This window comes from Pseudovibrio sp. Ad37 (assembly GCF_001623075.1).
Lineage (GTDB): Bacteria > Pseudomonadota > Alphaproteobacteria > Rhizobiales > Stappiaceae > Pseudovibrio.
In genome coordinates, this window is record NZ_LMCF01000065.1 from 1 (window position 1) to 12,026 (window position 12,026).

Annotated in this window: 16 protein-coding genes; all 16 read left to right on the top strand. The window is 55.3% G+C overall.

Going from position 1 to position 12,026, the window contains the following annotated elements:
* Positions 1-154: 154 nt before the first annotated feature.
* The 16 genes from PsAD37_RS11590 (at position 155) to PsAD37_RS27505 (ending at position 11,881) form a co-directional block, all read left to right on the top strand.
* Positions 155-343 carry a hypothetical protein gene (locus PsAD37_RS11590; RefSeq protein ID WP_057465884.1) on the top strand — a complete coding sequence of 63 codons (189 nt, stop codon included), beginning with the start codon at positions 155-157 and terminating at the stop codon, positions 341-343.
* Positions 344-394: 51 nt separating this feature from the next.
* Positions 395-574 carry a hypothetical protein gene (locus PsAD37_RS11595; protein ID WP_057465885.1) on the top strand — a complete coding sequence of 60 codons (180 nt, stop codon included), beginning with the start codon at positions 395-397 and terminating at the stop codon, positions 572-574.
* 25 nt (positions 575-599) lie between these two features.
* The gene (locus tag PsAD37_RS11600; protein ID WP_063296280.1) at positions 600-1,025 is read left to right on the top strand and encodes an HK97 family phage prohead protease; all 426 of its coding nucleotides are present in this window, start codon (positions 600-602) and stop codon (positions 1,023-1,025) included.
* A gap of 83 nt (positions 1,026-1,108) precedes the next feature.
* Complete coding sequence (locus PsAD37_RS11605) at positions 1,109-2,440, top strand: phage major capsid protein (RefSeq protein WP_084407731.1); 1,332 nt, start codon at positions 1,109-1,111, stop codon at positions 2,438-2,440.
* A gap of 32 nt (positions 2,441-2,472) precedes the next feature.
* Positions 2,473-3,045, top strand: coding sequence for a head-tail connector protein (locus PsAD37_RS11610; RefSeq protein ID WP_193778255.1), 573 nt, complete (start codon positions 2,473-2,475; stop codon positions 3,043-3,045).
* A complete protein-coding gene (locus PsAD37_RS11615; RefSeq protein ID WP_063296282.1) occupies positions 3,042-3,380 on the top strand; it encodes a phage head closure protein in 339 nt (112 codons plus the stop codon). The genes PsAD37_RS11610 and PsAD37_RS11615 overlap by 4 nt, the downstream gene beginning before the upstream one ends.
* On the top strand, positions 3,364-3,774 hold the full coding sequence (locus tag PsAD37_RS11620; RefSeq protein WP_063296283.1) for a DUF3168 domain-containing protein: 411 nt from the start codon (positions 3,364-3,366) through the stop codon (positions 3,772-3,774). Before PsAD37_RS11615 ends, PsAD37_RS11620 begins: the two co-directional genes overlap by 17 nt.
* 24 nt (positions 3,775-3,798) lie before the next feature.
* The gene (locus tag PsAD37_RS11625) at positions 3,799-4,215 is read left to right on the top strand and encodes a phage major tail protein, TP901-1 family (protein ID WP_063296284.1); all 417 of its coding nucleotides are present in this window, start codon (positions 3,799-3,801) and stop codon (positions 4,213-4,215) included.
* 10 nt (positions 4,216-4,225) lie between these two features.
* Complete coding sequence (locus PsAD37_RS11630) at positions 4,226-4,576, top strand: gene transfer agent family protein (protein ID WP_057465890.1); 351 nt, start codon at positions 4,226-4,228, stop codon at positions 4,574-4,576.
* Positions 4,573-4,800 carry a phage tail assembly chaperone gene (locus PsAD37_RS11635; protein ID WP_063296285.1) on the top strand — a complete coding sequence of 76 codons (228 nt, stop codon included), beginning with the start codon at positions 4,573-4,575 and terminating at the stop codon, positions 4,798-4,800. The genes PsAD37_RS11630 and PsAD37_RS11635 overlap by 4 nt, the downstream gene beginning before the upstream one ends.
* On the top strand, positions 4,797-5,342 hold the full coding sequence (locus tag PsAD37_RS11640; RefSeq protein ID WP_063296286.1) for a phage tail tape measure protein: 546 nt from the start codon (positions 4,797-4,799) through the stop codon (positions 5,340-5,342). The genes PsAD37_RS11635 and PsAD37_RS11640 overlap by 4 nt, the downstream gene beginning before the upstream one ends.
* A gap of 210 nt (positions 5,343-5,552) precedes the next feature.
* A complete protein-coding gene (locus PsAD37_RS11645) occupies positions 5,553-6,197 on the top strand; it encodes a DUF2460 domain-containing protein (RefSeq protein WP_193778256.1) in 645 nt (214 codons plus the stop codon).
* Between the two features lie 22 nt (positions 6,198-6,219).
* The gene (locus tag PsAD37_RS11650; RefSeq protein WP_057465893.1) at positions 6,220-7,107 is read left to right on the top strand and encodes a DUF2163 domain-containing protein; all 888 of its coding nucleotides are present in this window, start codon (positions 6,220-6,222) and stop codon (positions 7,105-7,107) included.
* Between the two features lie 2 nt (positions 7,108-7,109).
* Positions 7,110-7,550 (top strand): peptidase P60, encoded by a 441-nt coding sequence (locus PsAD37_RS11655; RefSeq protein WP_057465894.1) that lies wholly within the window; start codon positions 7,110-7,112, stop codon positions 7,548-7,550.
* Positions 7,551-7,568: 18 nt separating this feature from the next.
* Positions 7,569-11,450, top strand: coding sequence for a glycoside hydrolase TIM-barrel-like domain-containing protein (locus PsAD37_RS11660; RefSeq protein ID WP_063296287.1), 3,882 nt, complete (start codon positions 7,569-7,571; stop codon positions 11,448-11,450).
* A 137-nt stretch (positions 11,451-11,587) separates the two neighbouring features.
* Positions 11,588-11,881, top strand: coding sequence for a PepSY domain-containing protein (locus tag PsAD37_RS27505; RefSeq protein ID WP_208991837.1), 294 nt, complete (start codon positions 11,588-11,590; stop codon positions 11,879-11,881).
* Positions 11,882-12,026 lie beyond the last annotated feature (145 nt).

The following is a 12,026-nucleotide window of genomic DNA, read 5'->3' on the forward strand; positions in this document are numbered from 1 at the left end:
CCTTGGTTGGCACAAAGCCAGCAGACGAACCTGCTAGATGAGAGCTGTTCGCCTGCTGGATTTGTGCCAACCAAGGTGGGTCAATTTTAAATGATGATGCCGGATCAATTTTGAACGCTCATTGACACCGTTGGATATGGGGCGGAGGGCAAAGATGAATGAGTTACTGGCAGCGCTCGCTGCAAAAGGAGACCTTGCCCATGTGGCGCTTAGCGCCTGGGCAGGCACCTCCACATCACTGCTCTTGTGGGCACTTAAGCAAGTCATCCGGTTCAATCGCAGGTTCGAGGAGTTCATGAGTGAACTGGAAAAACTCAACCAGCTGCTGCGCATGGATCCATGAAAATCGCACACTCGAACTATTGAGATTATTTGAAAGGTTGAAGGTGAAGCCTTGACCCAAAATCACAAAACACAAGCCGTGCCCGTTGAGCAAAAACAACAGCCAACTCAGCGCGGCAATGAAGCCCCCGCACAGACCTTCGCCAACTTCACCAAGGCACTCGCCGGAGCATTGGTGGAACGACGCGCGGCAAAGTCGGAGGGAGCAAACTCCGGCAGAAAAAACAATTGAAAGCTCGCTAAGGGAGGCAATCAATTTGAACACAGATCACCCCATCGCCATTGAGGGCTACGCCAGCCGGTTTGAACTGAGCGATCAGGGCGGCGATGTGATGCGCAAAGGTGCATTTCAAAACACGCTGCAAAAGCAAAAACTCACGGATGTAAAAATGCTCTGGCAGCACGATCCATCCCACCCCATTGGCAAGTGGCTGCACATTCAGGAGGACAGCATCGGCCTCTTTGTAAAGGGCTTGCTCTATCCGGGCATCACACAAGGCCGACAAGCCATCGCCATGGTGCAAACGGGTATTCTGGATGGACTGTCCATCGGCTTCAAAACCCGCCGCGCCCAGCGCAACAACAAAACCGGCAGACGGGATGTGCTGGCGGTAGATCTCTGGGAGATCTCGCTGGTCACGTTCCCGTTGCTGCCATCAGCACGGCTGACTGTGGTCTCCTGAAGCTCCTGACTATTTGAAAGTACGATCTGTGGTTCCAATCGGCGCCGCAGTTTTTTTATATGCTTTACGAGGAAAATAATCCTATGAAAAACACATGCAATCCAGCATTAGAGACCAAAGACTTCGCAAGGGAAGCTGCAGGAAAATCAGCTCATCCCGCACTTTCTGGCCCGGCAACAGGGCAGTTTGTGTCTGGAATGGAGGCCTCTGGCAGCTTTAACCAGCTGAACCACGCTTATTCTGAGTACACCCAGACCAACGACATGCGTTTGGCTGAGCTGGAGCAAAAGTCCGGCTCGGATGTGCTCCTGGACGAAAAACTGGCCCGTCTGGACGAGATCATCGACGGTCAGCTGCGTCATCTGAACGAACTCCAACTCAAATCCCAGCGCTTGCCGCGCTCTACGCCAGAAACCACCGGCGGCCCATCAGCTGAGGTAGAGCACAAATCTGCGTTTGAGACCTACATGCGTGACGGGCAGGAGAACCGCCTTAAAACACTGGAGCAAAAGGCCATGTCCTCCGGCACTGCTGGCGATGGCGGATATCTGGTGCCGGAGCAGCTGGAAACGGACATCCTGCGTCGCATCACAGCTCTGTCCCCCATCCGCTCCATTGCGTCCAACCGCAAAATCTCAGGCGCATCCTACCGCCGTCCTGTTGTGACGGTGAACCCGGATGCGGACTGGGAAGGCGAAACCGATGCCCGCAGCACGCCCACAAACGCAATGAAATTTGAGATGCGGGAGGTGAAGATCTTCGAGCTTTCTGCTCTGCCAGCTGTCACCCAAACCCTGCTGGACGATGCAGCCGTCAACATCGGTGAAATTCTGGCAGAAGAAGTGGAAACCGTCTTTGCAGAAAAAGAATCCGCTGCCTTCCTCAATAGCAACGGCACCAGTCAGCCGCAAGGGCTGCTCAAAGGCACAATTCACGGCTCGCTGGATGATACGGGCCTTTCCATCGGGTCCATCAAGACAGGACAGGCAGGGGCGTTTCCTTCTTCCAACGGAAGCGATCTGTTGATTTCGCTGATTTACGGGGTCAAAACCGCCATCCGCCGCAACGCCCGCTTCCTCTTCAATCGCAGAACGCAAGCTGCCATCCGCAAGCTGAAGGACGGGCAGGGCTACTACATCTGGCAACCACCCGCAGCCGCAGGCGCAGACCCAAGCCTCATGGGCTTCCCGGTCACAGAAGCTGAACACATGCCGGACATGACCGCTGGCTCTGATCCATACGCCATCGCGTTTGGTGACTTCCACCGTGGCTACATGGTGGTGGACCGCGTCGGCATCTCTGTTCTGCGTGACCCGTACACCAGCAAACCAAACGTGCTGTTTTACATCACCAAACGCGTCGGTGGTGGCATCATGGATTTCGACGCCTACAAACTGCTGAACTTCAGCGCCTAATCATCTTCAACAACAATCGAGGAGGAGCCGCCGTGACGGCTATACTCACAGTGCCACCGGCTCTGGAGCCGGTTTCGCTTGCCCAGGCGCATGCGCAACTTAGGGTCTCCCACACCCACGAGGATGATCTGATCGAGCGTCTGATCAAAGCCGCGCGGGAACAGGTGGAGACCCTCACACGGCGGGCTCTTATAGAACAGGAATGGCGACTGCTTCTGGATGATCTTTCACCAGACCGCCTGATCCGCCTGCCTGTCGCGCCGGTCGCACAAATCCTGCAGGTCTACACCTATGACAGGGAAGGCAACCAACATCTGGTGCCGGCGTCGAACTATCAGGTGGATTTGGCCGGAAATCCCTCCCGCCTGCGCTTCAAGGCAGGTGCGGTTGGGCCATTGCGAGACCTCAACGGCATCGAGGTTGACTTCAAAGCTGGCTACGGCTCAGCAGCAACCTCGGTTCCCGCAGGCCTGCAAACCGCGATCCTGATGCTGGTCGGTTTCTGGTACGAGCGCCGTTCCATGCTGGAAGAAGACCGCCTCACGGGCCTCATGCCCCACGGCTTCGAGGCAGCGCTCTCGCCTTACAAGGTGCTCAGGATATGAGAGCAGCAGGCACACTCAACGAACCCCTGCTGTTACTCAATCCAGAGATCACCAATGGCACGGATGGCTCTGTCACAAGGAGTTACCAGCAAATCGCCATGGTCTGGGGGCTGGTAGAGGCATCCACTGGCTCACAGAGTACCGTGGCAGGCCGTATCGCCAGCACTTACCCGCTCACGCTCACCCTTCGCCGCCGCACAGATGTGGCAGAGGGCTGGCGGGTGGAGCGGGGTGGACAGAGCCTCAGGGTAAAAGCGGTTCTCCCGCACTCAGAGCAAGCGCCCTTCATGCAAATCCTTTGTGAACAGGAGGAGGGCGATGATGGGAGAGCTTGAATTCCGCAAAGCCCTGTTTCAGGCAATCCACGCCAAGGCATCGCTAAAACCCTATCTGGGAGATCCAATGCGGGTGTTTGACGGCGTGCCAAGGGGAGCAACCTTGCCCTATGCAACGCTGGAGGCTGTCACCACACAATTGCTGACAGGCCATCTGGACGACGGCAGCAGGCTCACAGGTTCCATAGGCATCTACTCCCGCCATGCAGACCGGGCTCAAACCCAGGAGATCCTCCAGATCTTCAACGAACTGCTGGAGACGGGTGTCACGTCACCTGCCGGACTTGAAACCTCAGGCCTGACCATGACTGAAACCAGCTGCCGCCGTCTGGGCGATGGTCGCACATGGTACGGACGCATCAAGTTCTCCGTCCTGCTGCAAAAGACGCTTTAATACCAACCTTTGAGAGGAAAACAGATGGTCGCTCAGGCCGGAAAAGACCTGCTGTTGAAACTGGACACAGTGGGAGATGGAACCTTTGAAAGCGTTGCAGGCCTGCGCTCAAGACGCCTCGCCCTCAACGCCACACCCATTGATATCACCGATGCCGAAAGCGCAGGCCGCTGGCGCGAGTTGCTGGCAGGAGCCTCCACACGCCACGCCTCGCTCTCTGGCAGTGGCTTGTTTCGCGACAAAGCCTCCGCAGAAAAAGTCCGCACCGCTTTCTTTGCTGGAGAGGTGCGTACATGGCAGGTCATCCTGCCCGGCTTTGGAACACTGGAAGGCCCGTTTCACCTGTCTGCATTGGAATACTCCGGCGACTACCGATCTGAAGTCACCTTTGAGATCTCGCTGGAATCCGCCGGTGCTCTCACGTTCACCCCGCTAACCTAAGGAGTACGGGATGCCACCTAAAACCTATGGCAGAGGTGTTAATCGCAGGCGCGGTGAAGTCCTCGCAGACCTTGGCGGTCAAAAGCACATTCTTGTGCTCACACTCGGGGCTCTGGCAGAGCTGGAAGACGCGCTCAGCTGCAGCACATTACAGCAGCTGACAGAGCGGTTTTCCTCTGGGAAGCTGAGTGCTGCCGACATCATCAAAGTGCTCGGTGCAGGCCTTCGCGGGGGTGGACTTGTCATTGAGAACGAAGAGGTCGCAGAACTCTCCCATGAAGGCGGCGTTGCAGCCCTTGCCAAGCTGGCAGGGGAACTCCTGGTCGCCACGTTCTCTCCACCTCAGCAGTCAAAATCGTGAAGCCCGGGCAATCTGAAAACCAAGCTGTGCCCTGGCATGACCTGATGCACAAAGCCTGCCGGGAGCTTGGTTGGTCACCGCACACCTTCTGGCATTCAACACTGGTTGAGCTGGAAATGGCTTTCACTCTACCGGGAACCCGCAGTGCCCGCACGATCACACGAGGCGTACTGGAGGACCTGCTGGCCCAGTTCCCAGACAAAGAGGATCAACAAACACCATGACCGATAGTTTTAATGAACCGCTGAACTTAGAAGATGCGCGTGAGTTGGAGACAACAATGCAAGAGGTCAACGCCCTTGCCAAAGAGTTCTCTTCAGAGCTTGGCAAAGGCCTGCAAAGCGCAGTCACCTCTGGCAAAGACCTGCAATCGATCCTCTCACAAGTCGCGCTCAACATGTCCAGCTCTGCACTCAACAGTGCCTTAAAGCCGCTTGAAAACCTGCTTTCTGCCGGAATCTCATCAGCCATTGGCAATGTGGCAGGCGTGACGCCCTTTGCAAAAGGTGGTGTCGTTTCCAGCCCAACCATGTTCGCGGCAGGCAACACGGGCTTGGGGGTGATGGGAGAGGCGGGGGCAGAGGCAATCCTGCCTTTGCAGCGCGGCAACGATGGTCGTTTGGGCGTTGCCATGAATGCGGGCAGCACGCAGCCCAACGTCACAATAAATGTGGCGACACAGGATGTGCGCAGCTTTGAAAGATCTCAGGGGCAGATTGCGATGATAATGGCCCGCGCCACCGGACGGGGGCGACGCGGGCTATGACGTCGGCATTGAAGAGGAGGGACTCAAGGACCGACGTGGCTTTGCTACCGGACGGTGGTAGCAAACTTTTTGGAAAAATCCGTTGCTTTGCAAAGAGGGAGGAGCATCGACAACGGGTCTACGCAAATCACGCAGATAACTTTTCCATGTCAAACCTATTAGATGCTTCGCGGGCACCCAGCCTTGAGCCAAGTCAAACAGGAGGGTGAAATGCAACCATGTTTTGTTGATGAATCATTCCCACTTGGAATTTCCCTAGGGGCTTCTGTCAGAGTAGAAAAACGCAGTCAGGTCACAAGGTTACTCAATGGTGCAGAAACCCGAAACGCCATCTGGAAGGGAACGCGACGGCATTTTGATGTGGGGACCGGATTGCGCAGCTCGGCAGACCTGCAACGGGTGCTCTCATTTTTCGAAAAAGTGGGTGGTCGCCTCTGCGGATTCCGGTTTCGTGACCCCATGGACCATAAATCCTGCGCCTTTGATGCAACTCCATCTGCAACCGATGTGTCGATCGGAACTGGCGACGGGACAACAAAGACGTTCCAGCTCATCAAGCAAGTGGGAGCGGCAAGCGTTGCCTGGCAACGCAAAATTACGAAACCAGTGGCAGGAACGGTCTCGGTTGCGGTCGCCGGTCAATTGAAAACCGTCGGCAGTGATGTGCTTCTCGATCCTCTGACAGGCAATCTTGAATTTCAGGCCGGTCACATTCCCTCAAATGATCAGGTGATCACGGCGGGCTTCCTTTTCGATACGCCCACGCGCTTTGAAAACGACCAGCTGGAAATCAATCTCCTGCACTTCGAGGCAGGGCAGGTGCCGTCCATCCCCCTCGTCGAACTTCTCATCTGAAACCAACTCTGCGAGTAAACCCATGTTCAATGCTGCTTTGAAAGAACACCTGACCGGTGAGGGCACAACTGTGGCCTACTGCTGGCGCTTAACCGCGCCATCCGGCCTCAGCCTCGGTTTTACCACCCACGACCACCCAATCTCACTGCTCGGTAAAACCTATGAACCCGGCATCGGATTGGATGGCACTCAGGCCATGGCTCAATCTGACTTTCAGGCCGGACAGGAAGAAGCGCTGGGCGTCCTCTCTTCCGACAGCTTAAGCGAGAAGGAGTTGAGTGCGGGTCTTTGGGACAATGCCGAAGTCGAGGTCTATCTGGTCAACTGGCAAAACCCGGAGGAGCACCAGTTGCTCCGGTGCGGCTCCCTTGGCGAAGTCACAAGAGATGCCGATGTATTCCGCGCCGAGTTCCGCTCATTGGCCACCAAACTCTCTGAGCCAAAAGGCAGGCAACTCTCCCACCAATGTCATGCTGATCTGGGAGATCCTAACTGCGGGATCAATCTGGACGTCGCTGCCTACTCAAGACAGGTGAGTATCACAGGCAAAGAAGATGGCAATCGGTTGGTCATCGAAGGTAACACCGATATCGGCACTGGCTGGTGGTCCTTCGGCAAGCTCACCTTTCAATCTGGCCCCTACGCCAATCACCCCTCGCGCATTACCAGTCACCTCATTGAGCACGGCAATCACAAACTCACGCTCTGGGCTCCCGTGATCCTGGAGCAAACCTATCCAGTAACCGCATCGGTTTCCGCAGGCTGCGATAAAAGCTGGAGCAGCTGCCAGACTAAGTTCCAGAACACCGAGAACTTCCGAGGCTTTCCTCATATGCCGGGCAATGACTTCATCCTTGCTGGACCTGAAAGCCAATCCGCTGCCAACAACGGCGAAAAGCTGGTGGGGTAATCATGCAGCAGTCTCACCACACCCTCCTGAAGGAAGCGCGCAGCTGGGTCGGAACGCCTTACCAGCATCAGGCCACAACCAAAGGTGCAGGCTGCGATTGTCTTGGCCTTATCCGCGGCCTCTATCGCTTTCTGCACCATACCGAGCCGCCCGTTCCCGCCAGCTACGCACCTGAATGGGCGGAGCTGAAAGGTGAGGACCAGTTGCTGATTGCTGCGCACCAGTATCTGAACGAGGTGCAAGGGTCTTTGCAAAAGCCAAAGCCAGCGGAAATCATTCTGTTTCGCTGGGCGCCGCAAGTTCCCTGCAAACACCTTGGATTTATGACCAGCAAAGACCGCTTCATCCATGCTTACGAGGCGGTGGGAGTGGTTGAAAGCCCGCTGGTGCCCATGTGGCGCAACAAGATTGCAGGGCGTTTTTCATTCTTCTCAAGTCAGTGATCCGGAAAGGACAGGACCATGGCAACAATGGTGCTATCAAGTGTTGGTGCAGCCGTTGGCGGCGCAGTCGGTGGCCCTTTCGGCGCTATCATAGGACAAACACTGGGGGCTATTGGCGGGGCGTGGATCGATCAGCAGATCTTCGGTGAAAACCGGGAACTCTCCGTCGGCAAGTTAGGTGACCTGCAATTACAGACTGCTGCTGAAGGGGTGTCACTGCCCTTTGTCTATGGCCGCGTGCGTGTCACCGGCAACATCATCTGGGCCACACGGCTGGAAGAGGTCGTCTCCGAAGAAAAGCAGGGCGGAAAAGCCACTGGCTCTTCGACCACAATCACCAGCCACAGCTACTTCGCCAACTTCGCTGTCGCCTTGTGCGAAGGTCCCATCACAGCGGTGCGCCGTGTCTGGGCCAACGGTAAGGAGCTTGACTCCAGCGCAATCAATATGAGGGTGTATCTGGGGGCGGAAGATCAACAACCCGACCCACTGATCGAAGCTAAGCAAGGCACCGCGCCAGCCTATAAAGGCACCGCGTATGTGGTGTTCGAACGCCTCCCTCTGGCAGAGTTCGGTAACCGGATCCCCCAGCTCGCCTTCGAAGTGCTCCGCTCCATTGAACCACTGGAACAGCAGATCAAGGCGGTCACGCTTATCCCCGGAGCAGGAGAGTTTGCCTATCACCCGCAGGAAGTCATCGAGGAGCACGCTCCCGGCAACTCCCGGAGCGTCAACCGCCATGGTAAGGGAGAGGAAACCGATCTGGTCCGCTCTTTGGATGAACTTCAGGCCCTCTGCCCAAACCTGAAAAGCGTCGCACTTGTCGTCGCCTGGTTTGGCGATGACTTACGTGCTTCCCAGTGCACCATTCAGCCCAAAGTGACCTACCAGACCACAAAGCATCTACCTGAAAACTGGAGCGTTGCAGGCCTGACCCGCGCTGAAGCGCAAGAGGTCTCCTGCATCAATGACAGACCTGCCTATGGTGGTACGCCCTCAGATGCTTCCGTCACAGAAGCCATCAAGGAACTGAAGCGACGTGGCCTTGCCGTCATGTTCTACCCGTTCGTGATGATGGACATCCTCGATGACAATCAGCTGCCCGACCCCTATGGCGCAACCAAGCAGTCCAGCTTCCCCTGGCGCGGACGCATCACCTCTGACATAGCAGCAGGACAACCCGGAACGCAGCAGGGAACCAGCGTAGTTACGCCTCAGGTAGACGCTTTTGTCGGCTTAGGCAGTGACTGGCGGTTCCGCCGTTTCATCCTGCACTATGCCAATTTGGTAAAAGAGGCCGGTGGTGTGGAAGCGTTTCTCATCGGCTCAGAAATGCGCGGTCTCACCCAATGTTGGGCAGGCGGCAACGCGTTTCCTTTCGTTGATCACCTGAAAACACTGGTCTCAGAGGTCCGTCAGATTGTCGGCAGTCAGACCAAACTTTCTTACGCAGCCGACTGGAGTGAATATGCGGGCCACAGCCCTCAATCCGGTGACCTGCGCTTTCCTCTGGACCCACTCTGGGCGCATGCTGACATCAATTTTGTCGGCATTGATAACTACCTGCCACTATCGGACTTGCGTCAGAACGATGACCCGCAAACAGCCTACAACCTCAAGAACCTTCGGGAGGGAGTAGCCTCCGGTGAATATTACGACTGGTATTATGCCAATGACACAGACCGAGCTGAGAAAACCCGCAGCCCGATTACAGACGGAGCCTACAACAAGCCATGGGTGTTCCGGCAAAAAGACCTTAAGAACTGGTGGCAAAATCTGCATTTCGAACGTGATGCAAGTGCTGAGCAAAACACGCCAACCCCCTGGGTGCCGCAATCCAAACCCATCTGGTTCACCGAACTCGGCTTTCCTGCTGTAGACAAAGGAACGAACCAGCCCAATGTCTTCGTGGACCCCAAGTCTGCTGAAAGCGCATTACCGCACTTCTCCAGCGGGCAACAGGATGACCTTGTCCAGCGTCGCGCGCTGGAAGCAAGCCTTAGTTATTGGGGAACAGACCATCCGGACTGGCCACAGGGCGACAATCCAACCTCAAGCACCTACGCAGGTACGATGGTCTATGCAGATAACTCCTTCCTCTGGACATGGGACGCCCGCCCGTTCCCCGAATTTCCAACATATTCTGATGTCTGGGCAGACGGTCAAAATTGGCAGCTCGGTCACTGGCTGACAGGCCGTCTAGGCGCAACCTCTCTCTCAGGTCTTATCCGTGCCATGCGCGATGATTTCGGACATACGCAAGAGCTAACGGAGATCGCTGAACTGGGTGAAACCCTCGAAGGTCTGATCGTGACAGGCCCAACGTCCTTACGCTCTGCGCTCTCTCCCATCCTGCAACTCGCCGGAGGCATCGCCGTTGATCGCGGAACCCATCTTGCCATCCTCCCCAAATACGCCAAGGCCACCCCCAATGGGAAACTGAGCCTTGCTGACCTGTTGGAAGCTGAAGAGGAGGAAGGCTACATCTCCATCAGCCGCAATGATGGCAGCGACCTGCCAGCTGAACTCCGACTGCGAGGTATGGACCCCAATAACAATTATGAGCCTCTCGTCGTCTCCTCCCGCCGTCTGGAAGGCATGGACAGGCACACCTCCAACATCCAGCTCCCTATCACAGCTTCGCCCCCCTCTGCTAAAAAGCTGGTTCAAAAAATGCACCAGAGTGTGTGGCTGGATCGGGAGACTCTTCAGTTCAAACTTGCTCTGAGTAAAATCGATCTGCGACCGGGGGATGTACTGGAACTTCCTGGCGAGCTGCTGGACGACGACATTGCTTCGTTGCAGTGCCGCATTGATCAGGTTTCATCTGGTGCTCATCTGGACGTTCAAGCAATACGGCTCAACGAATATCCTGTTACAGCCGCAACAGCAGTCTCGGAGGGATCATCACAACGATCTTTCAACGACACCACCTCAGGTCCGCCAATTGTTAGCATCTTGGATTTGCCAAGGTTCCACAGTGAGGGAGCGGATGATGGAAGCCCGGTGGTCGCTATCTACAATGCGAACTGGCCGAGTGCCTATCAGCTGTACAGTTCCAGCTCAGGTGAAGAATTCACATCGCTAGTGCAGGTGACTGAACCAGCCACCATGGGCATTTTGCAAGAACCTCTCACCTCTGGCCCACTTTGGCGCTGGGATCTGGCCTCCCATATCACCGTAAAATTCTACGGAGGCCAGTTACAAAGCCGAATGCTACTCGATGTGCTGTCAGGCGCAAATGCCTGTGCCATTCGCAAAAATGATGAGTGGGAAGTGATACAGTTCTGTAAAGCAGAACTGATCGCCCCCATGACCTACAAACTCACGCAGTTGCTCAGAGGACAATTGGGTACGGAGCATCTGGTTGCTTCGTCGAGCGCTGAGAACGCTGATTTCATCCTGTTAGATCAATCCCTGCTGAAACTGCCATGGACCAGTGACAAAGCCGATGTTGCCCTCTCATATCGTGTCGTTCCAGCTGGCAAGCCTCTGGGCTTTAAATGGGCAGTGAACACAAGCCATGCTGGAAAACAAAGCTCACTTAAACCATTCGCACCTGTTCATCTGAGTGCAAGCCAAACAGATAATGGTGATTTGGAACTTAAATGGATTCGCAGAGCCAGATGGGAGGCGGACAGCTGGGCAACGCCAGATATTCCGCTCCAAGAGGATAAACTTCAGTTTTCGGTCACGCTTTATCGTCAGGATGGGGGCGAAAATGAACGAACTGTTCTGCGTGAATATGAGGTGACACAGGAAAGCCTGACAATCCCACAAACCGAGCTGCAATCGTTATTTGGAGAAGGTCGGCATCTCTTAGCCTGTGAAGTTGCTCAAAAATCAACGAAATTCGGTTTGGGGACAACTTCAGATTGCTTGGCGAGCGTAACACTTTAACAATTGCTTTTACCGGATTATTTGCAAACCAAGCCAAGAAACATCACAGACCCCAGAGAATCTGCTAGGTCTTTGTTTTGAAATATATAACACCTCGTTCATGTGAGGTTCAGCCAGTGCCGGTTAGAAGACGCCCTATGAGACACCAATTCCACAACCTCTTTTTTCGCTCATTGATGGCACTGGCTTTGGCGGTAACGGTTTTTACATGGTCTGCACCTGCGCAGGCCGCGTGTTTGTCCTCCAGTCAGACAAGGCAGGCTGTCGCCAGCGGTCAGGCGCGGCCTCTGGGTTCGCTGCGGGTCAATGGGCAGATACTTTCAGCCAAACTCTGTGAGCGAGGAGGGGGATTGGTCTATGTGCTGTCCGTACTCAACAACGGCAACGTCTCGCAAGTGACGCTGGATGCACGAACAGGGCGCCGGTTGTAACCGAGCTGAGAAGAACTCTGGATAGAGATTTTTTTGCCTGAATTTGAACGAATTTTGAAAGCGATATTAGGCGATACTGCACATTCCTATCTGAAAACCGGTATCCACTTTTCAGATAGGAATGTGCAACTGAAAAATTAGAGCA